Source organism: Amycolatopsis sp. CA-126428 (genome assembly GCF_002904335.1).
In the GTDB taxonomy this organism is placed as follows: Bacteria; Actinomycetota; Actinomycetes; order Mycobacteriales; family Pseudonocardiaceae; genus Amycolatopsis.
In genome coordinates, this window is the sequence record NZ_PPHF01000037.1 from 18,537 (window position 1) to 42,319 (window position 23,783).

At 71.5% G+C, this 23,783-nt stretch carries 27 protein-coding genes; 19 read left to right on the top strand and 8 right to left on the bottom strand.

The features are described 5' to 3' along the window. Positions 1–35 precede the first annotated feature (35 nt). Genes C2L58_RS10775 through C2L58_RS10785 form a run of 3 tightly spaced genes read left to right on the top strand, consistent with a single transcriptional unit; the run spans position 36 to position 3,597 of the window. On the top strand, positions 36–1,067 hold the full coding sequence (locus C2L58_RS10775; RefSeq protein WP_103337417.1) for a sugar ABC transporter substrate-binding protein: 1,032 nt from the start codon (positions 36–38) through the stop codon (positions 1,065–1,067). Beyond that, complete coding sequence (locus C2L58_RS10780) at positions 1,064–2,587, top strand: sugar ABC transporter ATP-binding protein (RefSeq protein WP_103337418.1); 1,524 nt, start codon at positions 1,064–1,066, stop codon at positions 2,585–2,587. Before C2L58_RS10775 ends, C2L58_RS10780 begins: the two co-directional genes overlap by 4 nt. Beyond that, entirely contained in the window at positions 2,584–3,597 is a 1,014-nt protein-coding gene (locus C2L58_RS10785) for an ABC transporter permease (RefSeq protein WP_103337419.1), read from the top strand. Before C2L58_RS10780 ends, C2L58_RS10785 begins: the two co-directional genes overlap by 4 nt. A 114-nt stretch (positions 3,598–3,711) precedes the next feature. Here the strand turns inward: C2L58_RS10785 and C2L58_RS10790 are convergent, their stop codons facing one another. Beyond that, complete coding sequence (locus C2L58_RS10790; RefSeq protein ID WP_103337420.1) at positions 3,712–4,434, bottom strand: FadR/GntR family transcriptional regulator; 723 nt, start codon at positions 4,432–4,434, stop codon at positions 3,712–3,714. Positions 4,435–4,515: 81 nt separating this feature from the next. Between C2L58_RS10790 and C2L58_RS49180 the strand changes: the two genes are divergently transcribed. Genes C2L58_RS49180 through C2L58_RS10800 form a run of 3 tightly spaced genes read left to right on the top strand, consistent with a single transcriptional unit; the run spans position 4,516 to position 6,502 of the window. After that, a complete protein-coding gene (locus C2L58_RS49180) occupies positions 4,516–4,680 on the top strand; it encodes a hypothetical protein (protein ID WP_158264101.1) in 165 nt (54 codons plus the stop codon). A 5-nt stretch (positions 4,681–4,685) separates the two neighbouring features. Continuing rightward, positions 4,686–5,654, top strand: a complete 969-nt coding sequence (locus C2L58_RS10795) for an aldo/keto reductase (protein ID WP_103337513.1) — start codon at positions 4,686–4,688, stop codon at positions 5,652–5,654. Then, positions 5,651–6,502, top strand: a complete 852-nt coding sequence (locus tag C2L58_RS10800) for an amidohydrolase family protein (RefSeq protein ID WP_103337421.1) — start codon at positions 5,651–5,653, stop codon at positions 6,500–6,502. Before C2L58_RS10795 ends, C2L58_RS10800 begins: the two co-directional genes overlap by 4 nt. Positions 6,503–6,539: 37 nt before the next feature. On the opposite strand, the gene shbA is transcribed toward C2L58_RS10800, so the two are convergent. The 4 genes from shbA to C2L58_RS10820 all read right to left on the bottom strand — a co-directional run bounded on the left by shbA (position 6,540) and on the right by C2L58_RS10820 (position 8,762). Next, entirely contained in the window at positions 6,540–7,196 is a 657-nt protein-coding gene (shbA, locus tag C2L58_RS10805; protein WP_233225667.1) for an RNA polymerase sigma factor ShbA, read from the bottom strand. A gap of 253 nt (positions 7,197–7,449) precedes the next feature. Next, on the bottom strand, positions 7,450–7,746 hold the full coding sequence (locus C2L58_RS10810) for a DUF202 domain-containing protein (RefSeq protein ID WP_103337422.1): 297 nt from the start codon (positions 7,744–7,746) through the stop codon (positions 7,450–7,452). Positions 7,747–7,917: 171 nt separating this feature from the next. Next, a complete protein-coding gene (locus C2L58_RS10815) occupies positions 7,918–8,271 on the bottom strand; it encodes a YidH family protein (RefSeq protein ID WP_103337423.1) in 354 nt (117 codons plus the stop codon). An 11-nt stretch (positions 8,272–8,282) separates the two neighbouring features. Next, entirely contained in the window at positions 8,283–8,762 is a 480-nt protein-coding gene (locus C2L58_RS10820; protein WP_103337424.1) for a GtrA family protein, read from the bottom strand. A 149-nt stretch (positions 8,763–8,911) separates the two neighbouring features. Here C2L58_RS10820 and C2L58_RS10825 point away from each other — a divergent pair, with 149 nt between their 5' ends. Then, complete coding sequence (locus C2L58_RS10825; RefSeq protein ID WP_103337425.1) at positions 8,912–9,322, top strand: hypothetical protein; 411 nt, start codon at positions 8,912–8,914, stop codon at positions 9,320–9,322. A gap of 81 nt (positions 9,323–9,403) precedes the next feature. Continuing rightward, on the top strand, positions 9,404–9,697 hold the full coding sequence (locus C2L58_RS10830) for an iron-sulfur cluster biosynthesis family protein (protein ID WP_103337426.1): 294 nt from the start codon (positions 9,404–9,406) through the stop codon (positions 9,695–9,697). Between the two features lie 59 nt (positions 9,698–9,756). Here the strand turns inward: C2L58_RS10830 and C2L58_RS10835 are convergent, their stop codons facing one another. Genes C2L58_RS10835 through C2L58_RS10845 form a run of 3 tightly spaced genes read right to left on the bottom strand, consistent with a single transcriptional unit; the run spans position 9,757 to position 13,946 of the window. Further along, a complete protein-coding gene (locus C2L58_RS10835) occupies positions 9,757–10,878 on the bottom strand; it encodes a glycerate kinase (RefSeq protein ID WP_103337427.1) in 1,122 nt (373 codons plus the stop codon). Then, entirely contained in the window at positions 10,875–11,819 is a 945-nt protein-coding gene (locus C2L58_RS10840; RefSeq protein ID WP_103337428.1) for a 2-hydroxyacid dehydrogenase, read from the bottom strand. Before C2L58_RS10840 ends, C2L58_RS10835 begins: the two co-directional genes overlap by 4 nt. A gap of 30 nt (positions 11,820–11,849) precedes the next feature. Then, entirely contained in the window at positions 11,850–13,946 is a 2,097-nt protein-coding gene (locus C2L58_RS10845) for an alpha-galactosidase (RefSeq protein ID WP_103337429.1), read from the bottom strand. Positions 13,947–14,022: 76 nt separating this feature from the next. On the opposite strand from C2L58_RS10845, the gene C2L58_RS10850 reads away from it, so the two are divergent. The 11 genes from C2L58_RS10850 (at position 14,023) to pcaG (ending at position 23,782) form a co-directional block, all read left to right on the top strand. Then, entirely contained in the window at positions 14,023–15,195 is a 1,173-nt protein-coding gene (locus tag C2L58_RS10850) for an ROK family protein (RefSeq protein ID WP_233225668.1), read from the top strand. A gap of 11 nt (positions 15,196–15,206) precedes the next feature. Next, complete coding sequence (locus C2L58_RS10855) at positions 15,207–16,490, top strand: ABC transporter substrate-binding protein (protein ID WP_233225669.1); 1,284 nt, start codon at positions 15,207–15,209, stop codon at positions 16,488–16,490. After that, entirely contained in the window at positions 16,487–17,443 is a 957-nt protein-coding gene (locus C2L58_RS10860) for a carbohydrate ABC transporter permease (RefSeq protein ID WP_103337431.1), read from the top strand. Before C2L58_RS10855 ends, C2L58_RS10860 begins: the two co-directional genes overlap by 4 nt. After that, complete coding sequence (locus C2L58_RS10865) at positions 17,443–18,276, top strand: carbohydrate ABC transporter permease (RefSeq protein WP_103337432.1); 834 nt, start codon at positions 17,443–17,445, stop codon at positions 18,274–18,276. The genes C2L58_RS10860 and C2L58_RS10865 overlap by 1 nt, the downstream gene beginning before the upstream one ends. A 24-nt stretch (positions 18,277–18,300) precedes the next feature. After that, positions 18,301–19,326, top strand: coding sequence for a glycoside hydrolase family 27 protein (locus C2L58_RS10870; protein WP_233225670.1), 1,026 nt, complete (start codon positions 18,301–18,303; stop codon positions 19,324–19,326). After that, positions 19,314–19,601 carry a hypothetical protein gene (locus tag C2L58_RS50365; protein WP_233225671.1) on the top strand — a complete coding sequence of 96 codons (288 nt, stop codon included), beginning with the start codon at positions 19,314–19,316 and terminating at the stop codon, positions 19,599–19,601. Before C2L58_RS10870 ends, C2L58_RS50365 begins: the two co-directional genes overlap by 13 nt. Before the next feature lie 134 nt (positions 19,602–19,735). Next, positions 19,736–20,545 carry a CoA transferase subunit A gene (locus tag C2L58_RS10875; protein WP_103337433.1) on the top strand — a complete coding sequence of 270 codons (810 nt, stop codon included), beginning with the start codon at positions 19,736–19,738 and terminating at the stop codon, positions 20,543–20,545. After that, positions 20,542–21,300, top strand: coding sequence for a CoA-transferase subunit beta (locus C2L58_RS10880; RefSeq protein WP_103337434.1), 759 nt, complete (start codon positions 20,542–20,544; stop codon positions 21,298–21,300). Before C2L58_RS10875 ends, C2L58_RS10880 begins: the two co-directional genes overlap by 4 nt. Then, positions 21,297–22,478 carry a thiolase family protein gene (locus tag C2L58_RS10885; protein ID WP_103337435.1) on the top strand — a complete coding sequence of 394 codons (1,182 nt, stop codon included), beginning with the start codon at positions 21,297–21,299 and terminating at the stop codon, positions 22,476–22,478. Before C2L58_RS10880 ends, C2L58_RS10885 begins: the two co-directional genes overlap by 4 nt. Before the next feature lie 12 nt (positions 22,479–22,490). Continuing rightward, the gene (pcaH, locus tag C2L58_RS10890) at positions 22,491–23,228 is read left to right on the top strand and encodes a protocatechuate 3,4-dioxygenase subunit beta (protein ID WP_103337436.1); all 738 of its coding nucleotides are present in this window, start codon (positions 22,491–22,493) and stop codon (positions 23,226–23,228) included. After that, positions 23,228–23,782: a protocatechuate 3,4-dioxygenase subunit alpha gene (pcaG, locus tag C2L58_RS10895; protein WP_103337437.1), complete on the top strand. Its 555-nt coding sequence runs from the start codon at positions 23,228–23,230 to the stop codon at positions 23,780–23,782. Before pcaH ends, pcaG begins: the two co-directional genes overlap by 1 nt. The last annotated feature ends 1 nt before the right edge of the window (position 23,783 follow it).

Sequence of the window (23,783 nt, forward strand, 5' to 3'; positions counted from 1 at the left end):
AGGATGCGGTGCGCGCTGTGCTCTTTCACAACAGGGTGATCCAAGTGGCCGCCACGGCCGCCGTCTGCGGCCTGGTTCTGGCCGCTTGCGGGTCCACGAAGGACAATGCCGCGGCGCCCGCCCCGGGCGGCGGCGCCGGCGGCAAGGTCGGGGCCACGCTGCCCCTGCTGACCTCGCCGTTCTGGCAGGCCTACAACAACTACGTGCCCAAGATGGCCAAGGAAGAGGGCGTCGACGTCCTCCCGACGGTCAACGCCGACAGCGACCCCGCGAAGCTGATCACCGACATCGGCACCTTCCTCAACCAGGGCGTCAAGGGCCTGGTCGTGACGCCGCTGGACTCGGCCGCCATCGTCGCCGGGCTCAAGCAGGCGGAGAACAAGGGCGTGCCGGTCGTCGCGGTCGACGTCGCCCCCGAGAGCGGCAAGGTCGCCATGGTGGTGCGGGCCGACAACAAGGCCTACGGCACCAAGGCCTGCGAAGCGATCGGCGAGAAGGTCAAGTCCGGCAAGGTCGTGCAGATCATGGGCGACCTCGCGTCGGTCAACGGCCGCGACCGCTCGGAAGCCTTCCGCGACTGCATGAAGGCCAAGTACCCCGGCATCCAGGTGCTCGAAATCCCGGCCGAGTGGAAGGCCGACAAGGCGTCCTCCGGCCTGGACAGCCTGCTGACCGCGAACCCGGACATCAAGGGCGTCTACATGCAGGCCGGCGGCGTCTACCTGGCCCCGACCGAGCAGGCGCTCAAGCGCAAGAACCTGTACTTCCCGGTCGGCGACCCGAAGCACATCGTGCTCGTGTCCAACGACGGCATCCCGCAGGAGCTGGCCGCGATCCGCGCCGGCGAGCTGGACGCGACCGTGTCCCAGCCGGCCGACGCCTACGCGAAGTACGGCCTGTACTGGCTGAAGAAGGCCATGGCGGGCGAGACGTTCAAGCCGGGCCCGACCGACCACGACAGCACCATCGTCGAGATCAGCCCCGGCATCCTCGAGGACCAGCTGCCCGCGCCCGTCATCACCAAGGCCAACGTGGACGACAAGGCCCTCTGGGGGAACAACCTGTGACCGCGCTGCCCGCCGGCGAATCCGCCGTCCCGGTGGTCAGCGCCGTAGGAGTCGGAAAGCGCTACGGCCCGACCGTGGCGCTGCACGACGTCAGTCTCACCGTGCACCCCGGCGAGTCGCACGCGCTCGTCGGGCGCAACGGGGCCGGCAAGTCGACGCTCGTCACCATCCTCACCGGGCTGTCCGCCACGGACACCGGGCACGTCGAGTTCGGCGGCGCGCCGGCCCCGCCCCTGACCAGGCAGGACGACTGGAAAGCCCGCGTGGCCTGCGTGTACCAGCACGCGATGGTCGTCCCGCAGCTCACCGTCGCCGAAAACCTGTTCCTCAACCGGCAGGCGGGCGGCGGGTTCTCGATCGGCTGGAAGTCGTTGCGGCGCAAGGCCCGCGAGCTGCTCGACTCGTGGGACGTGCACGTCGACGTCGACACCCCGGCCGGGGACCTCTCGGTCGAGGACCGGCAGTTCGTCGAGATCGCCCGCGCGCTGTCCTACGGCGCCCGGTTCATCGTCCTCGACGAGCCGACCGCGCAGCTGGACAGCCAGGCCATCGAGCGGCTCTTCGAGCGGATGCGCCAGATGCAGGCCGGCGGGGTGACGTTCCTGTTCATCTCGCACCACCTGCACGAGGTCTACGAGGTCTGCCAGGCGGTGACCGTGCTGCGCGACGCGAAGCACGTCCTCACCGCCCCGGTGGCCGAGGTCGGCAAGGCCGAGCTGGTCGACGCGATGACCGGCGAGCCGGGCGGCCTGTCGGTGCGGGACGCGGCTTCCCGGGAGTCGCTGGAAGCGGACGCCGCGGAGATCCTGAGCGTCGACGGGCTCTCCGGCGACGGCTTCCGGGACGTCTCGTTCCGGCTGCGCCGCGGCGAGGTCGTCGGGCTCGCGGGCAGCAACGCCAGCGGGAAGCACCAGGTCGCCGAGACGGTCTACGGCCTGCGGACGCCGTCCGCGGGCACGATCCGCGTCGACGGCTCGCCGCTGCGGCCGGGCGACATCCCGGCGGCGCTGCGGGCCGGGATCGGGTGCGTGCCGCGCGACCGGCACCACGAAGGCCTGGTGCTGACGCACTCGATCGCCGACAACGCCACCATGTCCATCCTCGACAAGCTGGGCCGCGGCGGGATCGCGTCCCCGGCCACGCGGCACGCGAAGGCGTCGCAGGCCTTGAAGGACTACGACATCGTCGCCGCGGGTGCCGAACAGCCGGTCTCCGACCTGTCCGGCGGCAACCAGCAGAAGGTCGTGCTGGCGCGGGCGTTGCTGAGCGACCCGCGGGTGGTCGTGCTGATCAACCCGACCGCCGGGGTGGACGTGAAGTCGAAAGAGGCGCTGCTCGCGGTCGTCGACCGGGTGCGCGCCGAGGGCAAGGCGGTGCTGATCGTCAGCGACGAGCTCGACGACCTGCGCCTGAGCGACCGGGTTTTGGTGCTGCGCGCCGGGGCCGTGGTCGCCGAACACCAGGCCGGGTGGTCCGACGGCGACCTCGTGGCCGACATCGAAGGAGTCGAGCTTTCGTGACCGACGTGATGACCTCTCCGCAGACTTCGCTGCCGGCGCCCCCACGGCGGCGCAAAGCCGTCTGGCTGCGCGAACTCGCGCTCTTGCCCGCCCTGGTCGTGGTGTTCGTCATCGGCGGCCTGGTCGACGACACCTTCGTCGGCTGGAGCAACATCGTCAGCATCCTGACCGCGTCGGCCGCGCTGTCGCTGGTCGTGCTGGGCGAGTCGCTGGTGCTGATCACCGGGAAGTTCGACCTGTCGCTGGAATCCACGATGGGCCTGGCGCCCGCGCTGGGCGCGATGGTCGTGATCCCGGCGGCGTCGGCGGGCTTCGGCGTCGAACTGCCGGCCGCGATCGGGCTGTTGGTGATCCCGCTGTGCGGGGCGCTGGTCGGGTTCGTCAACGGCTTCCTGATCGTGAAGCTGAAGCTGAACGCCTTCATCGTCACGCTGGCCATGCTCACCGTGTTGCGCGGTGTGCAGGTCGGCTCGACCAAGGGCAAGACGCTGTTCAACCTGCCGGACTCGTTCACCGACCTGGCGACGACGACGTTCCTCGGGCTGCCGATGTCGGTGTGGCTGGCGGCGCTGCTCTTCGCGGTCGCCGGCTGGGTGCTGCGCTACCACCGCGTCGGCCGCGCGCTGTACGCGATCGGCGGCAACCGCGAAGCCGCGCGGGCGGCGGGCGTGCGCGTCGACCGGATCGCGTGGGCGGTGTTCGTCGTCGCCGGGATCCTCGCCGCGATCGGCGGCCTCGCCTACACCGGTTACGTCGGGGCCTTGGGCGCGAACCAGGGATCCGGCATGATCCTGCAGGTGTTCGCGGCGGCGGTGATCGGCGGCGTCTCCCTCGACGGCGGCAAGGGCACCCTGGTCGGTGCCCTCACCGGCGTCCTGCTGCTGTCGTCGGTGTCGAGCCTGCTCAACTACGCGCACGTCACGGCGGAGTGGCAGGGGGCGATCTACGGCGCCATCATCCTGGTCGCGCTGATCATCGCCCGGTACGCCGGTGGGAAGCCACAGACCTGACGCTCACCGGGTGAAGGTCCGACGTGTTCCGAGTCTGCCGCAGCTTGTCGTGAGTGGTAAGGCGGGTTAGAACCCGCCTTACCACTCACGACGGGCGGGGAGGTGAGTGTGCGGCTAGGAAGCTTCGGCGGCGGGTTCGTCGGGCGCCGTCGGGTCGTCCGCGGTGCCCAGGGCGTTGCGCAGCCACTGCTCGACGCCCGCGACGTGCACGGTCGCCCACGAGCGGGCCAGTTCCGGCTCGCGCGCGGCGATGGCCTCGTAGATCGCCGTGTGCTGCTCGCGGGTCTTCGCGACCGCGCCCTCCTGGGTGAGGCCGCGCCAGATCCGGGCCCGGGCGGTCGGCCCGGAGAGGCTGTCGAGGAGCGAGCAGAGCACGGGGTTGCCGGAGCCGTCGGCGATCTTGCGGTGGAACTGCAGGTCGTTGGCGACCAGCGCTTCCACGGTCGGCGAGTCCTCCAGCTCGCTGAGCAGGGTGCCCAGCTCCGCGATGTCGGCGTCGCTCATGTGCAGCGCGGCCAGCGCGGTCGCGGCGGGCTCCAGGATCCGGCGCACGGCCAGGAAGTCGAGCACGGTGTCGTCGCGGTGGAAGTCGACCACGAACGTCATGGCGTCGAGCAGCAGGTTGGGCTCGAGGCTGGTGACGTAAGTGCCGTCACCCTGGCGAACGTCGAGCACCCTGATCAGGCACAACGCCTTCACGGCCTCCCGCAGGGAGCTGCGCGACAGCCCGAGCCGCTGGGCCAGTTCGGCCTCCTTCGGCAGCCGGTCGCCCGGCGCCAGCTCGCCGGTGATGATCATGTCCTTGATCTTGTCGATCGCGACATCGGTGACGGGCATCGCGTCCGCCCTCCCTGCAACAGACCTCGGATGTTTCGGTGGTGCTCCCCAGCGTGCCATGTCCCGGCCGGGGAAGGGGCGATGACCCACCAGCGCACACCACAACGGGTGGCTCCGCGCCAAGCCGGTATCCCCTCCCGGCGGACCCGGCGTAACGGACTCGACCTGTTCCACGTCCTCGAAGACGACTGCTCCGGCGACGACGCCGGCCTCGGACCGGTCCGGAAACCGCCGGTGAAGGAGTGACCGCGTTGGAACTCTCCCTGTCCCCGCTGGGGCTCGGCTGCGCGCAGCTGGGCAACCTGTACCACGCGATCAGCGACGAGACGGCGGCCGCGACCGTCCGGCGCGCGTGGGACGAGGGTGTCCGCTACTTCGACACCGCGCCGCACTACGGACTCGGCCTGTCGGAGGCCCGGCTGGGCGCCGCGCTGAGCTCGTACCCGCGGGACGAGTACGTGCTCTCGACGAAGGTCGGCCGCGTGCTGGAGCCGAACCCCGGCGGCGCCGGCACCCAGGACGACCAGGGCTTCGCCGTGCCGGCGGCGTACCGGCGCCGGTGGGACTTCAGCCGCGACGGCGTCCTGCGCTCGATCGACGACAGCCTGACCCGGCTGGGGCTGGACCGCGTCGACATCGTCTACGTCCACGACCCCGACGACCACTTCGAGGACGCCCTGCGCGGTGCCTTCCCCGCGCTGCGGGCCCTGCGGGAGCAGGGCGTGATCGGGGCGTTCGGGGCCGGGATGAACCAGGCGCCGATGCTGGCCGAGTTCGTCCGCCGCACCGACCTGGACGTCCTGCTGGTGGCCGGCCGCTACACGCTGCTCGACCAGCCCGCGCTGGACGAGCTGTTCCCGCTGTGCGCGGACCGGGACGTCCGCGTGGTGGTCGGGGGCGCCTTCAACGGCGGCATCCTGGCGACCGCCGAACCGGGCCGGGTCTACGACTACGCCGAGGCGCCGGCTGAGCTGGTCGAGCGGGCCGGGCGGATCGCGGAGATCTGCGCGCGGCACGGCGTCGAGCTGCCGGAAGCGGCGCTGGCGCTGCCGATGGCGCATCCGGTGGTGGCGTCGGTGGTCGTCGGCGCGCATGATCCGGAGCAGGTCAGTGTCAACGCGCGGCGGGCGCGGGCGGTCGTGCCGCCGGCCCTGTGGACCGAGCTGGCCGACGCGGGACTGCTGCGCGCCGACGTCGTCATCGCCGAAGGAGTCTCATGATCGACGCGCACCACCACCTGTGGGACCCCTCGCGGCGCGAGTACCCGTGGATGGCGGGGGAGGCCATGGACCCGATCCGCCGCCCGTACACGGCCGAAGACCTGCGCGCGGTGACGAAGGCCGCGGGCGTGCACGCGACCGTCCTGGTCCAGACGGTGCCGTCGGAAGAGGAGACGGCGGAGTTCCTCGCGACCGCGGCGGCGGAGCCGGTGATCGCGGGCGTGGTCGGCTGGGTGGACCTCACGGCTCCGGACGTCGCCGACCGGCTGGCCGCCTTCGACGGCCCGCTGGCCGGGATCCGGCACCAGGTCGAGGGTGAGCCGGACGACGACTGGCTGCTGCGGCCGGAGGTGGTCGCCGGGCTGAGCACCGTGGCGGCGGCGGGGCTGGCGTTCGACCTGCTGGTGCGCCCCACGCAACTGCCGGCGGCGGCCGAGGTGGCGTTGCGCCTGCCCCAGCTTCGCTTGGTCCTCGACCACGCGGCGAAGCCCCCGATCGCGGCGGGCGACTGGGAGCCGTGGGCGTCCGGCGTGGCCGCGCTGGCGGCGCGCGAGAACGTCGTGTGCAAGCTGTCCGGCCTGGTCACCGAGGCCGACTGGTCCGGCTGGGAGGTCGGGCACCTGCGCCGGTACGTCGACCACGTCCTCGACGTGTTCGGCCCGGAGCGCCTGCTGTTCGGCTCGGACTGGCCGGTGTGCGAACTGGCGGCGTCCTACGAGCTGGTCCTCGACGCGGCGATCGCCCTGACGGGCTCGCTGTCGGACGCCGAGCGCCTGGCCGTGTTCGAGCACAACGCCCGCACGGCGTACGGGCTGGATGCGGGCGGGGAAACCTCCTCCAGGGGGTAACCGAAGTCTCCCCGCCCGCCGCGGGAAAGCGGGCTTGTCAGAACTCTTCGTCGCGGATCATGCCGCGCAGCCGGGTCAGGGCCCGGTGCTGCGTCACGCGGACGTTGCCCGCGGAGATCCCGAGGGCTTCGGCGGTTTCGGTCGCCGAGAAACCGACGGCGATGCGCAGGGTCAGGATCTCCTGCTGCACGCGGGGCAGGGAGGCGAGCAGCCGGCCGAGGCGGGCGCCCAGGTCGAGGTGCAGCGCGTGGCTCTCGGGCTCGTTGCCGGCGACCAGCGGGCGCTCCGGGAGTTCGGGGACGGGCTCGGAGCGGTCCCGGGCGACGGCACGGTAGGCGTCGGCGACCTTGTTGGCCGCGATCGCGTGGACCAGGTAGAGGAAGGAGCCGCCGCGGTCCTGGTAGTCGGGCAGGGCCTTGAGCACGGCGAGGCAGACCTCCTGGGCGACGTCGTCGGCCGACAGGTAGGAGAGGTCGCGGCCGCCCATGCGCGCGCGGCAGTAGCGGACCACCACCGGCTCGATCATCTGCAGCAGCGAGTGGATCGCGGCCGGGTTGCCCTCGCCCGCGTCCTTGACGAGGGGGTCGAGGTCTTCCTTGGTGAGCCGTCCGCCCGGGCGGGGCAAAGTCTCCGGGTTGCGATAATCGCGAAGGCTCGAAGCGGATTGTTCGGTGGTCCTCGGCGGTGCTGTCATGGTCGTCTCCCCGGCCGACCCTCGACCGTCGCTGCCGGGGGTTCAACACTCCGTAACTGATCCATCGCAGATGCTCCGGATGATCGAGGCCCATCTGCGGTCCGTGCGACGCAGGGTAATCGTAAGCACCTCCAGGCGGGTCAGTCCAGATTTCAACGACCAATACCCCGTTAGCAGTATCGACCGTGATGTTCCCGCGACCCTGTCGCGCACATTGCGATTAATCGGTTTCAGGATGTGCCGAGTTCACTCGTCAGTGGAAGACGACCACGGAAGCGGCGGTGACGGTCACGGCCAGCGACGCGATCGCGGGCAGCAGGCGGCTCGGCGGCCCCGGTTCGGCGGAGCGCAAAGCTCGTTCGCGGTGCATCCCGACGGCCGCGAGCAGGGCGGATGTCCCGGCAGCCAGCAACGCGGGGACCAGGGAGCCACCCCAATGGTGCTGGGCGGCGGCGTGCAGGAGCAGTACCGTGCAGGCGGCGGACGAGAGTGCGGTCCGCCGCCAGGCGAGCCCGGTGCGCTCGGCCTGGGCGCCGGCCGGGGTGGTCACGGCCGGCCCTCGAGCCGCTTGTCGGCATTTCTGACGTCACGATAATCGCGAACCGGCGGTATTCGCTTCCGTCGAGGCCCTTCGTCCGGGCCGGGGCACCCGGCTCGGCGGGAAGACCGGGTGGCCGGACCGGTTTTCGGGGCCGTCACCGTCCGCAGCTTTCCGTGTCACTCACGAGACCACCAGCAGCACGGCCGCGGCGGCGATGAGGGCCAGCAGGCCGCCCGTCAGCCCCAGGATCATCCGGCTGGGCGGCAGCGGCTCCCTGGCCCGCATCGCGATCTGCACCCGCCGCCACCGCGGGTACGCAGTCGCGGCGAGGACGGCGGCCAGCACGACGCACAGCCCGGCGAGCACCGCGCTCGCCGCGGCCGGCGACGGCACCAGCTGGTGCACGGCCACCCCGCCCGCGAGCAGGCCCAGGGCCGTGCGGAGCCAGGCGAGGAAGGTGCGTTCGTTGGCCAGCGTGAAGCGGTAATCCGGTTCGGTGCCGCCCGAGTGGGGCTTGATGTCGTCCGACGCCACGCCCGCAGACGCTAGCCGGTGTGGGCCGCCGCGGCCGGTCCGGTGCGGTGCGCGAAGACCCACCAGCGCAGCACGGCGAACCGCACGAAGCCGCCGACCAGGCTGGCCAGCAGCAGGGTGCCGGTTTCCTCCCACGACGTCGGCCGGTCGACGAAGGCGTCGAGGAGGGCCAGCACGGCCGAGCCGTACAGGGCGTAGAAGGCGAAGGTGAGCACGTCCTGCAGGTGCCGCTTCCCGGCGTTGCTGGGGCGGCCGGCGAAGGTGACGCGGCGGTGGAACTCGGTGTTCCCGACCGTGGTGAGCGCGATCGCGACCAGGTTCGCCACCTGGGAGCCGAGCTCGTCGCGCAGCAGGAGGAACAGGGCGGCCTGCAGGCCGGTGGTCACCACGCCGGCCACGACGTACCACGCCGCGTGCGTGCCGAGCTCGTGGTGGCGGTCCGGATCGGTGGCGAGCAGCCGGTGCTCCGGTGCGCACCTGGTGGTGGCCATGATCCCAACCTACCCGGCGTTCACAAACTTGTGAATGTGTTAAACCGGTTGAAGAAATGTGATCCCGGCGACACCGCGGGGTTTCGCCGCCCCGCCGGCCGGGGTAGGTCACCCGGCGACGGGAAATTTCCGACGCGCCAGGAGGGCCAGTGAGTGACCGTGACTCGGCCGAACCGCAGAGCTTGAGCCCCAGCGAGGCGCTGGACGAGGACGAACTGCGCGTCGACTCGCTCGAAGAGGGCATCGAGCCGCCCGAGCACTGGAGTGCCGCGAACCGCTACGGCACCACGCCCCGGGAGATGCGCGAAGGCGAGCCGATGGACCAGCGCCTGGCCGAAGAGGTGCCGGACGCCGAGCCGGAGCCGGTCCCGGAGCGCCCGCTGGCGGCGACGCCGGCGGCGGAACTCGACGAGACGATCGAGGACGCGCCGCCGGACTTCGAGCCGGTGGCCCCGGAAGAAACCGTGGCGCGCCGCCATTCCAGCCCGGGGGTCGACGCCCGGCCGGATTACGCCGGCGAGTCGGTGGCGGACGCCATTCGCGCCGCCCGCCAGGGCTGATCCGCTCAGACTGCACGTCCGTTCGGGCGCCCCTAGCGTGGGGCACCAGTGCATCGGACCGCGACGAAGGGAAGGCCGAAGATGCTGACCGTGACCGAAGCCGCCGCCGAGGCGATCACCGCCCTGACGAGCCAGGGGGAGGGTGACGCCGGGCTCCGCCTGGCGGTCCAGAACGCCGACGGCGAAAGCGCCCAGCTGGCGCTGTCGGTGGCCCCCGAGCCGGCAGAAGGCGACAGCGTGCTGGGGGAGGACCAGGGACCGAAGGTGTTCCTGGAGCCCCAGGCGGCCGCGCTGCTGGACGACAAGGTGCTCGACGTCCAAGAGGACGAAGCGGGCGGCGTGGCGTTCGCCGTGCTGCCCCAGCACACGAGCTGACCGCGGCGGACGGGCCTTCCGCTCCTCGGGTGCGGGAGGTCCGTCCGCGCGCGCGTTTCCTACCGGGCTCGCCAAGCGCGAACCAGCTCCGCCGCCCGGACCCGCAGCAGTTCCGCCGCATGACGGCGAGCGTGGTCCAGCGAAGGCGCGTGATCGATCAACGCGCTGCTCCCCACCACACCCAGCCGCGCCAGTCCCGCCGCGTCGAGCTGGATCCGGCCCGCCAGCGCCAGCAGCGGCACCCCGCGCGGCCGCGCCCGGTCGGCGATGCCCGCCGGGGCCTTGCCGTTCAAGCTCTGCTCGTCCAGCGAGCCCTCGCCGGTGATCACGAGGTCCGCGCCGTCCAGCGCCTGGTCGACCCCGGTCAGCCCGGCGATGAGAGCGAACCCGGACTCGGCACTCGCCCCGAGCGCGATCGCCGCCGCCGCCACTCCGCCCCCGGCGCCCGAGCCCGGCACCCGCGAGACGTCCGGCGCGCCGCCCACCTGCAGCGCGTGGGCCCACCGGCCCAGCCCCTCGTCGAGCAGCGCCACCTCCGAAGGTCCGGCGCCCTTCTGCGGCCCGAACACCGCCGCCGCGCCGTCCGGGCCCAGCAGCGGGTTCGTCACGTCGGTCGCGACCGCCACGCGCACGCCCGCCAGCCGCCCCCGCACCGGCGTCAGCTCCGTCGACGCCACTCGCGTCAGCGTCCCGCCGCCCAGGCCGACCGGCGCACCGAACGCGTCGAGCACGCCGGCGCCCAGCGCTCCCAGCATCCCGGCGCCGCCGTCGGTGCTGGCCGTGCCGCCGACCGTGAGCACGAGCCGCCGCGCGCCGTGGATCAGCGCGTCCGCCAGCAGCTCGCCGACGCCCCAGGTGTGCGCGGCCAGGGCCGTCGCCGGCGAGGGTTCGACGAATTCGATGCCGCACGCGCGCGCGGATTCGATGTACGCCGTGCCGTCCAGCACCGCGTACCGCGCCCGCACCGGCTCCTCGAGCGGCCCGCGGACCGCCATCCGCACGATCCGCGCGCCCGCGGCTTCCAGGACGTCCAGGGTGCCTTCGCCGCCGTCGGCGACCGGGCAGGTGACGATTTCCGCGTCCGGCAAGGCATCGCGCACGCCGAGCGCGATCGCCTCCGCGGCCTCGACCGCGGTGAGACTGCCCTTGAACTTGTCGGGCGCGATGACGACACGGGTCACGGCTTCACCTCCGTCAGCGGGGGACGCCCGGCGAGCACCGCCGCGACGTTGCGCGCGGCCAGCACGGCCATCGCGGTGCGGGTCTCGACCGTCGCCGAGCCCAGGTGCGGGCTGAGCACGACGTCGTCGCGGCCGAGCAGCCGCGGTTCGACCTCGGGTTCCTTTTCGAACACGTCGAGCGCGGCGCCGGCGATCTCCCCGGCCTCCAGCGCGTCGGCCAGCGCGGCTTCGTCGACGACCGGGCCGCGGGTCGTGTTCACCAGGTACGCGCCGGGTTTCATGGCCCGCAACGCGGCGGCGTCGATGAGGTGCCGCGTCCCGGGCGTCAGCGGGCAGTGCAGTGAAACGACGTCCGAGCGCGCCAGCAGCTCCCCGAACGACACGAATTCGGCATCGGTGTCCTTTTTGGACCGTCCGGAGTAGACGACGGACATCCCGAACGCCGACGCCCGGTTCGCCATCGCCCGCCCGATCTGCCCGAACCCGACGATGCCGAGCGTCTTGCCCTGCAGCCCGGAGCCGAGCAGGAAGCCGAGGTGGAACGACCACGGCGTGCGGGAGCGCAGCAGCCGTTCGCCTTCGCCGAGGCGCCGCGTGACGGCGAGCAGCAGCCCGAAGGCGAGGTCGGCGGTGGCGTCGGTGAGCACGCCCGGCGTGTTGGTGACGACGACCCCACGGGAAGCCAGCGCCGGGACGTCGACGTTGTCGTACCCGACGGCGACGTTCGCGACCACCTTCAGCCCGGGACCGGCGGCGTCGGCCAGCGCGCCGTCGAGCCGGTCGTGCAGCATCCCGACCACGGCCGACGCGCCGCCGGCGAACTCGTGCAGCTCGGCAGGCGTCAGTGGACGATCGGCGGGGGAGACTTCCACCTCGCCTGCCTCGGCGAGGAGCTTCACCGCGTCGTCGGGAATCCATCGGGTCACCGCGATCTTGGCCACTCCGACAGCCTAGGTCACGGCACCGACAATTCAGGCGACGCGCGTCAGCCGCACCACCGCGCTCGCGTATCCGCTGCCGGGAAGATCGACGTCCAAGCCGTGGCTCAGCAACACCGCGCCGTGGTGCACGGCGCCGTCCTGATCGCGGTACAACCCGGCCGGCTCCAGCCCCGCGAGCCGCGGCGGGGTGAACGGCCGCGCGAACTCCGCCGGCCGCCGCCAGGAGAAGACGACCACGTCGTTGCCGAGCACGTACTGCACCGCCGTCAGCGCCGAGACCGCCGGATCCGCCAGCCGGTACAACGCGCCGTGCTGCACGACGGGCCGGATCTCCTTGTACAGCGCCACGAGGGACGCCGCTTCGGCGAGTTCGTCCGGCGTCCAGCGCGGCAGGTCGCCGCCCAGGCCGAGCACGCCCGCCATCGCCACGTGGAACCGGAAGCTCAGCGGCGCTTCCCGCTTCGTGGCCGGGTTCGGGCTGTCGGTCACCCAGGCCGACATCGTGCCCGCGGGGTAGATCTGGCCGTAGCCGTGCTGGATGGTGATCCGGTCGGCGGCGTCGGTGTTGTCCGACGCCCAGATCTCGTCGGTGCGTGCGAGGATCCCCAGGTCGGTGCGGCCGCCGCCGCCCGCGCAGCCCTGGATCCGCAGGTCCGGGTGGTCGGCGCGCAGCCGGTCGAGGATGGTGTACACCGCCCGCACGTGGCCGACCCACAGCCGCTGCGCGTCCGGACCCGCCTCCGGCCAGCCCGCCTCGGTGAACGCGCGGTTCATGTCCCACTTGAGGTAGTCGATGCCGTGCTCGCCGACCAGGCGGTCGAGCCACTTGTGGGCCCAGTCCGCGACGTCCGGCCGCGCGAAGTTCAGCACGAGCTGGTTGCGCAACGTCGTGCGCTCGCGGTGGGCCATGTGCAGCACCCAGTCCGGGTGCGCGCGGTAGAGGTCGCTGTCCGGGTTGACCATCTCCGGCTCGACCCACAGCCCGAACCGCATGCCGTGCGCGTGGACCGCCTCGACCAGCGGCCCCAGTCCGTCCGGGAAGCGTTGTTCGTTGGCGATCCAGTCGCCGAGCCCGGCCGAGTCGCCGGTGCGGGCGCCGAACCAGCCGTCGTCCATGACGAACAGCTCGGCTCCGACGCGAGCCGCCGCGGCCGCCAGCTCGGTTTCGGTTCGCTCGTCGACGTCCCAGCCGGTGGCCTCCCAGGAGTTGTAGACGACCGGCCGCAGCTCGCCGGGGTGCGGCTGGACGAACTCGCGGACGTAGGCGTGCCACCGCCGGCTGGTCCCGCCGAAGCCGTCGGCCGCGTAGAGCCCGGCGAACACCGGCGTCTCCCACGTTTCGCCCGGCCGCAGCCGCCAGCTGACGTGCTCGTGCCCGAACCCGCCGGTCCACGTGACGCGGCCGGTGTGCGTGCGCTCCACGGTGATCCGCCAGCTCCCGCTCCACGCCAGCGCACTGCTCCACACCTCGCCGGCGGTCTCCGTCGCGTCGCCCGCGTCGAGCATCACCCACGGGTTGACCTGGTGGCTGGAGGCGCCGCGCCGGCTGGTGAGCGTGGTCTCGCCGACCGGCAGGGGTTCCCGCAGCAGGCCGTACTCGGCGCTCCACGCGCCGGAGGTCCGGCTCAGCCGCACGCCGTCGCGCCGGGGGAGGGTCCACGACGCGGAATCCGTGCGCAGCAACGTGATCGGTTCTGCCGAACCGGTGTGCCGCAGCGACGTCCAGCGCTCGACGACATCGCCGCGGAGGCGGTAGTGCAGGGAGAGCTCCAGCGGGTAGTGCCGGTCGGTGAGCCGCACGACGAGCGTGTCGTCTTCGAGCGCGAAGCCGTCGTAGCGCCACTCGAGCGCCGACGTGCCGTCGGCGTACCGGACGGCCAACGCCGCGACGCCGAAGAACGCGCCGCCCTCGGCCGGGAGCTCCTGCCGCTCGTCGCCGGGCTCGTCGAAGCTGCTGTCGGCCGGGTTGCGGCGCGCGGCGACCTGCGTGGCCTGGGCCAGCGTCAGCGGCGGGCCCCAGTGGACGTGCCGCGGGCGGTCGTCGGCGTCCAGCCGGAAGGCGTACGAGCTCTCGGGGGTGCGCAGCAGCCAGAGCCGGTGGGCGGGGTCGTGTTCGACGAGCGACATGCCCGACAGCGTAGAGCTGACCAGCGCAGAAATAAATTCTTGACGAAGTTAATTAAATCTCTCTACCCTTCCGGCCATGCCTCGCAGTGCACCGGCAAGGGCGCCGATCACCAGTCCCGCGGCCGCGACCGTGTTCACCACGGTCCTGACCGAGGGGCCGGTTTCGCGCGTCGACGTCGCCCGCCGCACCGGGCTCTCCTCCGCCGCGGTCACCAAGGCCGCCCGGCCCTTCATCGAAGCCGGCTACCTCGAAGAACTCGCCTCCGGAGGCCGCACCGCCCCCGGGGCCGGCCGCCCCGCGAATCCCCTCGCCATCCGCCCGGACCGCGAGTACTTCGTCGGCGTCAAGATCACCGGTGACGACCTCATCGGCGTGGTCACCGACCTGCGCGCCGACGTCCGGGCCAGCGCCCACCACGCGCTGAGCGGCCAGGACGTCGATCACGTCGTCCGCGCTCTGGCCGATCTCGTCGGGGAGCTGCTGTCCGGCGACCTCCGCGAGCGCGCCTACTGCCTGGGCGTCGCGGTGTCCGGCGACGTCGACCGAGCGTCCGGCGTCGTCCGGTACTCCCCGTTCCTCGGCTGGCGGGACGTCCCCCTGGCCGGACTCCTCGAGGACGCGACCGGGCTGACCGTGACCCTCGAAAACGACGTCAAGGCCCTCGCCGTCGCCGAGCAGTGGTTCGGGGAAGGGGTCGGGACGTCGTCGTTCGCGCTGGTCACCGTGGGCGCCGGCATCGGCAGCGCGCTCGTGGTGAACGGTGACCTGGTCCGCGGGGCGCACGGCGTCGCCGGGGAGATCGGGCACGTCCCGGTCGCCGACGGCGGCCCGTCCTGCCACTGCGGCGGGCGGGGCTGCGTCGAGGCGATCGCGTCCACCGAAGCGATCCTGACGCGCGCCCGCGACGTCTCCGGAGAACCCGCCCTGACCATGGAAGACGCCGTGGCGCGCGCTCGCGGCGGCGACGAGCCGCTGCGCGAGGTGTTCGCCGGGGCCGGGCACGCGATCGGGCTCGGCCTGGCCGCGCTGGTCAACCTGTTCGGCCCGGAACGGGTCGTCGTCTCCGGGGAAGGCGTCGCCACCTACGACCTGTTCGAGGAACAGATCCGCCGGACCTTCGCGGTCCAGGCGTTCGGCAGTGCCGCCCGGTGTGGCCTGGTCATCCGGCCGCTGCCGTTCGAGGAGTGGGCCCGGGGCGCCGCCGCCGTCGCCGTCCAGAGCCTTTTCGTGTCCGACAGCGCTGTCTAAAGGAGACACCCGTGAGCCCTGAGACATTCAGGCTGAATCGTCGAAGCTTCCTGGTCGGTTCCGTCCTCTTCGCCGGTGGCGCCGCCCTCGCGGGCTGCACGAGCGACCCGTTGAACAAGAACGCCGCACCGGGGGCGAAGACCACGCTGCAGCAGTGGTACCACGCGTACGGCGAATCCGGGACGCAGCAAGCGGTCCAGCGGTACGCCCAGGAGTTCACCAAGGCCAACCCGGACATCGCGGTCAGCGTCAGCTGGATCGCCGGCGACTACGAGACCAAGCTGAACTCGGCGATGCTCACCGCGCAGGCGCCGGACCTGTTCGAGCTGGGGGACTTCCGCTACCAGAACGTCAAGAACGGCCTGCTCGCGCCGCTCGACGACGTTGTCGGCCCGGTGAAAGGCGACTTCAGCCCGGCCGCGCTGGACACCGCGACCGTCGAGGGCAAGGTCTACGGCGTCAAGATGATCGACGACGTCATGATGCTGTACTACCGCAAGAGCGCCCTGCAGGCGGCGGGAATCCAGCCGCCGCAGACGTTCGCCGAGCTCCTCGAAGCGACGCGGAAGCTGACCACCGGCAAGCAGAAGGGCCTGTACGTCGGCACCGACGGCGTCGGCGAAGCGGCGACGCTCCTGCTCTGGTCGTCCGGCGGCGACTTCTTCGACTCGAGCGGCAAGAAGGTCGCGTTCGCCTCGCCCGAGGCGATCGCCGCGATCGGCGGCCTCAAGCAGCTGCACGACACCGGCGGCCTGCTCCAGGGCTACCCGACCGACTGGTCCGACCCGGGCGCGTTCACCGGAGGGGCCACCGCCATGCAGTGGGGCGGCCTGTGGTCACTGCCGGACATCAAGAAGGCGCTGGGTGACGACTTCGGCGTCGTCGCGTGGCCGAAGTTCGGGGACACCGGCAAGCAGGTCGCGCGGGTCGGCGGCTGGTACCAGCTGGCGAACGCGAAGTCGCCCAACTTGGACGCCGTCAAGAAGTACATCGACTGGCTGTGGATCAAGAACGCCGATCTGCAGAAGGACTGGTGCGTCAAGTACGGCTTCCACATCCCGGCCCGCAAGGAGGTCGCGGCGCGGACGACCGAGTTCTCCGGCGGCTCCGCGAAGGACGCCGTGACGATCTCGCAGCAGTTCGGCAAGTCCTATTCGGGCCTGTGGAACAAGGCGTCGGCGACGCTGTTCCTGCAGGCCGCGACGAAGATCGCGAACGGGCAGGCCGACCCGGCCGCCGAGCTCGGTGACGCGGCGAAGAAGGCGCAGGCCGAAGTCGACAAGCAGCTGGCATGACGGCCGTGGTGGAGGCGCCGGCGGCCCCGGTGACGCCGGCGAAGAAGCGGCGCCCCCGCCGCGACTGGCGCGCGATCGGCGCGTTCGCGGTGCTCACCGGCCCGGTCGTGCTCGGGCTGGGGCTGTTCAAGTACGTCGCCATCGGCTGGAGCTTCCTGCTCAGCTTCAACGACGCCCGCGGCACCATCACGCTCGGGCACTGGATCGGCTTCGGCAACTACGCGTTCCTGCTCGGCGACGACGCCTTCCTGACGTCGCTGTCGACGATCGCGATCTTCACCGTCTTCATCGTGCCGATCACCTTCGTCGCGTCGCTCGGTCTCGCGGTGCTGATCAACAGCATCCGCCGCGGCAGGGCGTTCTTCCGGACGGTGTTCCTCATCCCGGCGGCGGTGTCCTACGTCGTCGCGGCGCTGGTCTGGAAGATGGCGCTGTTCAACGGGCTGCCGTCCGGCGTCGCGAACGTCGTCGGCGGCCTGTTCGGCGCCGATCCCGTGCCGTGGCTGTCGACGACGAGCCCGCCGGTGTACTGGGTCGCGGTCGTGACGCTGCGGCTGTGGCTGCAGGTCGGGCTGTACATGATCCTCTTCATGGCCGGGCTGCAGGCGATCCCGCCGTCGCTGTACGAAGCCGGTGAGCTGGACGGCACGACGAAGTGGCAGGCGTTCCGGTACATCACGCTGCCGCAGCTGCGGAACACGTCCGTGGCGGTGCTGCTGCTGATCCTGATCGCGGCGTTCCAGGCGTTCGACGAGTTCTACAACCTGTTCGGCACCGGGCTTTCCGGCACGGCGACCGCGCCGGTGAAGCCGCCGTTGGTCTACCTCTACGACTCCGCCCTCGGTGACCAGAACTACGGCGTCGGCTCGGCGGGGGCGTTCCTGCTCACCGTGCTCATCATTGTGATCACCCTGCTGCAGGGCCGGTTCGCCGGCTTCGGGAAGAAGGATTGATGGCCGTCCTCCCGGTTTACCGGAAGGCGCCGAAGTACGTTTTCGCGTCGGTGCTTTCGGTGATCTTCCTGCTGCCGTTCTTTGTCATGCTGCGCAACGCGCTGATGACGCGGCAGCAGGTCGGCTCGCCGGACTGGTCGTGGCTGCCGGACCCGCTGTCGTGGGCCGGCTTCGGCGACCTGTTCGCCGACACCTCGGTGCCCATGGCGCACTCGTTGGGGAACTCGTTCCTGATCGCCGTGGTGACCGCACCCGTCGGCACGCTCTTCGGGTCGATGGCCGGGTACGCGCTGGCCAGGATCACCGTGCCGGGGCGTCGTGCCGTGTTCACCTACGTGCTGGTCACACTGATGATCCCGCAGTCGGTGACGTTCGTGCCGACGTTCGTCGTCGTCGGCTCGATGGGCGGGGTCAACACCGAGTGGGGCATCATCGCGCCGAACCTGTTCAGCGCGTTCACGGTGATCCTCTTCCGCAACTTCTACCTGCGGTTCCCCGCCGAGCTCGAGGAGGCCGGACGGCTCGACGGGCTCGGCCACCTCGGCGTCTACCGGCGCCTGGTCCTGCCGAACTCGGGGAGCATGCTCGCGTCCCTCGGCGCGCTGATGTTCATCGAAAGCTGGAACGCGTTCCTGTGGCCCCTCGTCATCGGGCAGGACCCGTCGTCGTGGACCGCGCAGATCGCGCTTTCGACGTTCCTGACCGCGCAATCGGTCAACCTGCCGGCGCTGTTCGCCGGCGCGCTCGTCACCATCGCGCCGCTGGTCGCGATGTTCCTGGTCGCCCAGCGGTTCATCGTCCGCGGAATCGCGGCGAGCGGGCTCAAGGAGTAGGTCCCCCCAATCGAGGAGTGTCCGATGAAGCGCCTCCTTTCCGTTTTCCTCGCCGTACTGGGTGTTTCGGCCTTCCTGGTGCCGCCGGCTGATGCGCGGACGCCGTTCGTCACGCCGTTCATGGGCTGGAGCAGCTGGAGCCTCGAGTCGTCGACCCGCGCGGGTTACGGCACTTCGTGGCTGAACGAGTCGCACGTCCGCGACGCGGCGGCCGCTCTCGCGGGCAAGCTCAAGGCCGCGGGCTACACCTACGTCAACATCGACTCGGGCTGGAACGCCTCGCTGTCCTGGGTCTTCCACACCGACGTCAACGGCATCCCTGACCCCGATCCGGCACGGTTCCCAGCCGGCATTCCGGCGCTGGCTTCGTCTGTGCACTCGCTCGGGTTGAAGCTGGGCCTGTACGCGGTGACCGGCCTCGAGAAGGAGGTCTACGACAAGAACGCGCCGATCCTCGGCACGTCGTGCCACGCGCGGGACATCGCGTACCGGCCGCTGACGCCGTCGAACGGCTGGGGCGGCAACTGGAAGGTCGACTTCACGAACCCGTGCGCGCAGAAGTACTACGACTCCATCGTGGCCCGCTTCGCGTCCTGGGGCGTCGACTTCGTCAAGGTCGACGGGACGACCGCGGACAACGTCGCCGACATCCGGGCCTGGTCAGCGGCGATCGACCACACGCGGCGGCCGATGTGGCTGACCGCGAGCGCGTGGCCGGTACCGCGGTCCGTCGGGTCCGCGCTGGCTCCCCACGCCAACGGCGTGCGCGTCGACACCGACGTCGAGTGCTACTGCGAGACGGTGTCCACCTGGGACAGCTCGGTGAAGGCGCGGTGGGCGGACCTGCCGGGCTGGCTGGGCGTGTTCGGGCCGCAGTACCGGCCGGACCTGGACTCGATGCCGATCAGCAACAACACGGGCAGCGGCATCCAGGACGGGATCTCCGACGTCGAGCGGCAAAGCGTCATGACGTTCTGGTCGATGGCGTCCTCGCCGCTGTACGCCGGGGAGACATCTACTTCCTCGACGCGTCCGCCGTGTCGATCCTGACGAATCCCGAGGTCATCCGGGTCGACCAGGCCGGCACCTACCCGACTCGGGTGACCGGCGGCGACCATCAGGTGTGGACGAAGCGCGCGCCGGACGGCCGGACGTACGCCGCGGTCTACAACCTGGGCTCCGCGCCCGCGGACATCACGGTGGACTTCGACGGGGCGCGGCCGGTGCGTGACCTCGTCGCGCGCCGGGACCTCGGCCGGTTCCGCGGCTCGTGGACGGCTTCTTCGGTGCCGCCGCACGGCTCGCGCCTGGTCCGGATCGGCTGACAGCTTTCTCCTTCTCCGTACGTGCGTCATCCATTGGGTGGAAGACGTCTGGTCGGGCCACCGGTCGCCGTGCTAAGTTCGGTGGCAGAACGAGTGTGCGTGATGCGAACACTCCGGACGGTGTGGAGGGTGTGATGGCGGAGCTGCTGTCGCTGGAGGAGGCCGTGGCCCGGCTGGTGCACGACGGCGACACCGTCGCGCTCGAAGGGTTCACGCACCTCATCCCGGTCGCGGCCGGGCAGGAGATCATCCGGCAGCGCCGCCGGGATCTCACGCTGGTGCGGATGACCCCCGACATCGTGTACGACCAGCTCATCGGCGCGGGCTGCGCGCGCAAGCTGATCTTCTCGTGGGGCGGCAACCCGGGCGTCGGCTCGCTGCACCGCTTCCGCGACGCCGTCCAGCACGAGTGGCCGGTCCCGCTGGAGATCGAGGAACACAGCCACGCGGGCATGGCGAACCGGTACGTCGCCGGCGCGTCCGGCCTGCCGTTCGCGGTGCTGCGCGGCTACACGGGCACCGACCTCCCGGCGCAGACGGCCACGATCAAGCCGATCACGTGCCCGTTCACCGGCGAGAAGCTGACGGCGGTCCCGGCGCTGAACCCCGACGTCTCGATCGTCCACGCCCAGCGCGCCGACCGCGCCGGCAACGTCCAGATGTGGGGCATCACCGGTGTCCAGAAGGAGGCGGTACTGGCGGCGAAGCGGTCCCTGGTGACGGTCGAGGAGATCGTCGACGAGCTGGAACCCCGCCCGGGCGCGGTCGTGCTCCCGGCGTGGGTGGTCACCGCGGTGGCCGAGGTCCCGGGCGGCGCGAAGCCGTCGTACGCGGCGGGGTACTACGAGCGGGACAACGCGGCGTACCAGGCGTGGGACAAGATCGGGCGTGACCGCGAGGAGTTCACGAAGTGGCTGAACGAGCTGACCGGGGTGAAGGCATGAGCGCCGGGTACTCCGCCGACGAGATGATGAGCGTCGCGGCCGCCCGCGCCCTCGGCGACGGCATGTCCTGCTTCGTCGGGATCGGCCTGCCGAGCAAGGCGGCGAACCTCGCCCGCCGCGCGCACGCGCCGAACCTGACGCTGATCTACGAATCCGGGTGCCTGGGCGCCAAGCCGTCCCGGCTGCCGCTGTCCATCGGCGACGGCGAGCTGGCCGACACGGCGGACGCGGTGATCAGCGTGCCGGAGGTGTTCAACTACTGGCTCCAGCCCGGCCGCATCGACGTGGGCTTCCTGGGCGCGGCCCAGCTGGACAAGTTCGGCAACATCAACACGACGGTGATCGGCTCGGACTACCACGACCCGAAGGTCCGGTTGCCGGGAGCGGGCGGCGCCCCGGAGATCGCGGCGTCGTGCGGCGAGGTGTTCATCGTCCTGCGCCAGAACCCGCGTGCCTTCGTGGAGAAGGTCGACTTCGTGACGTCGTTCGGCCACGGAACCGGCAAGGGCGACCGCGAAAAGCTGGGCCTGCCCGGCCAAGGCCCGACCCTGGTGGTGACGGACCTGGGCCTCCTGCGTCCCGACCCGGAGACGGCGGAGCTGACGCTGACGCAGCTCCACCCCGGCGTGGACCTCGACAGCGCCATCGCGGCCACGGGGTGGAAACTGAAGGTGTCCGACGACCTCGAGACCACCCCGGCCCCCACGGAGCAGGAGCTGACCCTCCTGCGAGACCTGGAGAAGGCAAGCGCATGACCGACGTCTACATCCTCGACGCGATCCGCACCCCGTTCGGCCGCTACGGCGGCGCGCTGGCCGGCGTCCGCCCGGACGACCTCGCCGCCGGGGTCCTGCGTGCTCTGCAGCGGCGGAACGATCTCGATCCGTCCACAGTGGACGAGGTCACCCTCGGCGACGCGAACGGCGCGGGCGAGGACAACCGCAACGTCGCCCGCATGGCCGCCCTCCTCGCCGGCTGGCCCACCACCGTCCCGGGCAGCACGGTCAACCGCCTCTGCGGCTCCGGACTCGACGCGGCCATCCAGGCCAGCCGCGCGATCCAGGTCGGTGACGCCTCCCTCGTCGTCGCCGGCGGCGTCGAGTCCATGACCCGTTCGCCGTTGGTCATGCCGAAGCCGGAAAAGGCCTTCCCGACGGGCAACCACACCCTCTACAACACCGCGCTCGGCTGGCGCATGGTGAACCCGGCGATGCCCGCGCAGTGGACGATCTCCCTCGGCGAGTCCACCGAACAGCTCGCCGAGCGCTACGGCATCGGCCGCGACGAGCAGGACGCCTTCGCCGCCCGCAGCCACGTCAACGCGGCCAAGGCGTGGGACGAGGGCTTCTACGACGACTTGGTCGTCCCGGTCGAGGGCGTCGAGTTGGCCCGCGACGAAGGCATCCGCCCGGACTCCAGCCCCGAGAAGCTCGCCAAGCTGAAGCCCGTCTTCCGCAAGGAGAACGGCACCGTCACGGCGGGCAACGCTTCCCCTCTCAACGACGGCGCCTCGGCCCTCCTGCTCGGCGACGAAGCCGCCGCCGGCCGGCTGGGCAAGGCCCCGCTCGCCCGGATCGCCGGCCGCGGCGCGGCGGGCGTCGACCCGGACGTCTTCGGCATCGGCCCGGTGCGCGCGGCGGAGATCGCCCTCGAACGCGCCGGCATCGGCTGGGACGACCTGGCCGCGGTCGAACTCAACGAGGCGTTCGCCGCGCAGTCGCTGGCCTGCCTGCGCGACTGGAAGGACCTCGACCCGGAGATCGTGAACACCCACGGCGGCGCGATCGCCATCGGGCACCCGCTCGGCGCGTCCGGCGGCCGGATCCTCGGCACCCTGGCCCACGACCTGCACCGCCGCGGCGGGGGCTGGGGCCTCGCCGCCATCTGCATCGGCGTCGGCCAGGGGCTGGCCGTCGTCCTCGAAGGCCGGTAAGGGAGAACAGCAATGGCCACTCCGACCGATTTCAGGCTGCCGCGCTACGGGGAAGACCCCGAAGGCACCCACCCGCCCCTCGACTCCAGCGGCTACCGCTCCACGGCGCTGCGGTACCCGAAGCAGGACCTCGTCCTGCTCCCGCAGATGCTGACCGAGGTCACCGGCCCGCTGCTCGGTCCCGGCCGGCTCGGCGAGCACGACAACGACCTGACCCGGCAGCACGACGGCGAACCGCAGGGCCAGCGCATCATCGTCACCGGGCGCCTCCTCGACGGCGAAGGCCGCCCGGTGCGCGACTCGCTCGTCGAGATCTGGCAGGCGAACGCGGGCGGCCGCTACCGGCACACCGGCGACCGCTGGCCCTCCCCGCTGGACCCGAACTTCGACGGCGTCGGCCGCACCCTGACCGACAGCGACGGCCGCTACACCTTCACCACCATCAAGCCCGGCGCGTACCCGTGGAAGAACCACGACAACGCCTGGCGCCCGGCGCACATCCACTTCTCGGTGTTCGGCTCGGCGTTCACCCAGCGGCTGGTCACCCAGATGTACTTCCCGGACGACCCGCTGTTCTCGCAGGACCCGATCTTCAACTCGATCCCGGACGAAAAAGCCCGGCAGCGGATGGTCTCGCGCTACGACCACGACATCACGCAAGCCGAGTGGGCCCTCGGGTTCCAGTTCGACATCGTGCTGCGCGGGCGCGACGCGTCGGTGTTCGAAGAGGAAGAGGAGGACGAAGACTGATGACCAGGCTGCTGCCCACCCCTTCGCAGACCGTCGGCCCGTACCTGTCGATCGGGCTGCCCTGGCCCGACGGCCCGCACGTCGTGCCCGAGGGCACGCCGGGCGCGTTCTGGATCCGCGGGACCGTCCGCGACGGCCACGGTGACCCGGTCCCGGACGCCATGATCGAGACGTGGCAAGCGGACCCGGACGGCGGCTTCCGCCACCCGGACGACCCGCGCGGCGCGGCGAACGGCGAGTTCCGCGGCTTCGGCCGCTGCCCGACGGAAACCGACGGCACCTACGGGATCTTCACGCTGCTCCCGGGTGTCGTGCCGGGTGAGGGCGGCACCACGCAGGCCCGGCACATCGACGTCTCGGTGTTCGCGCGCGGCCTGCTCCACCGGGTCGTCACGCGGATCTACTTCGAAGACCAGGACAACTCCGGCGACCCGGTGCTGGCGACGGTGCCGGAGGAGCGGCGCGGCACGTTGATCGCGGCGAAGACCGACGACGGCTACCGCTTCGACGTGCGGCTGCAGGGAGACGGCGAGACCGTCTTCTTCCGGGTGTGAC

Bases quoted from the DNA above. Each gene is read 5' to 3' on its own strand.
- C2L58_RS10790 (WP_103337420.1), bottom strand. From the start codon at position 4,434: ATGCCCGTCACCGATGTCGCGATCGACAAGATCAAGGACATGATCATC.
- C2L58_RS49180 (WP_158264101.1), top strand. From the start codon at position 4,516: ATGACCCACCAGCGCACACCACAACGGGTGGCTCCGCGCCAAGCCGGT.
- C2L58_RS10800 (WP_103337421.1), top strand. From the start codon at position 5,651: ATGATCGACGCGCACCACCACCTGTGGGACCCCTCGCGGCGCGAGTAC.
- shbA (WP_233225667.1), bottom strand. From the start codon at position 7,196: ATGACAGCACCGCCGAGGACCACCGAACAATCCGCTTCGAGCCTTCGC.
- C2L58_RS10820 (WP_103337424.1), bottom strand. From the start codon at position 8,762: ATGGCCACCACCAGGTGCGCACCGGAGCACCGGCTGCTCGCCACCGAT.
- C2L58_RS10830 (WP_103337426.1), top strand. From the start codon at position 9,404: ATGCTGACCGTGACCGAAGCCGCCGCCGAGGCGATCACCGCCCTGACG.
- C2L58_RS10845 (WP_103337429.1), bottom strand. From the start codon at position 13,946: ATGTCGCTCGTCGAACACGACCCCGCCCACCGGCTCTGGCTGCTGCGC.
- C2L58_RS10850 (WP_233225668.1), top strand. From the start codon at position 14,023: ATGCCTCGCAGTGCACCGGCAAGGGCGCCGATCACCAGTCCCGCGGCC.
- C2L58_RS10860 (WP_103337431.1), top strand. From the start codon at position 16,487: ATGACGGCCGTGGTGGAGGCGCCGGCGGCCCCGGTGACGCCGGCGAAG.
- C2L58_RS10865 (WP_103337432.1), top strand. From the start codon at position 17,443: ATGGCCGTCCTCCCGGTTTACCGGAAGGCGCCGAAGTACGTTTTCGCG.
- C2L58_RS10870 (WP_233225670.1), top strand. From the start codon at position 18,301: ATGAAGCGCCTCCTTTCCGTTTTCCTCGCCGTACTGGGTGTTTCGGCC.
- C2L58_RS10875 (WP_103337433.1), top strand. From the start codon at position 19,736: ATGGCGGAGCTGCTGTCGCTGGAGGAGGCCGTGGCCCGGCTGGTGCAC.
- C2L58_RS10880 (WP_103337434.1), top strand. From the start codon at position 20,542: ATGAGCGCCGGGTACTCCGCCGACGAGATGATGAGCGTCGCGGCCGCC.
- C2L58_RS10885 (WP_103337435.1), top strand. From the start codon at position 21,297: ATGACCGACGTCTACATCCTCGACGCGATCCGCACCCCGTTCGGCCGC.
- pcaH (WP_103337436.1), top strand. From the start codon at position 22,491: ATGGCCACTCCGACCGATTTCAGGCTGCCGCGCTACGGGGAAGACCCC.
- pcaG (WP_103337437.1), top strand. From the start codon at position 23,228: ATGACCAGGCTGCTGCCCACCCCTTCGCAGACCGTCGGCCCGTACCTG.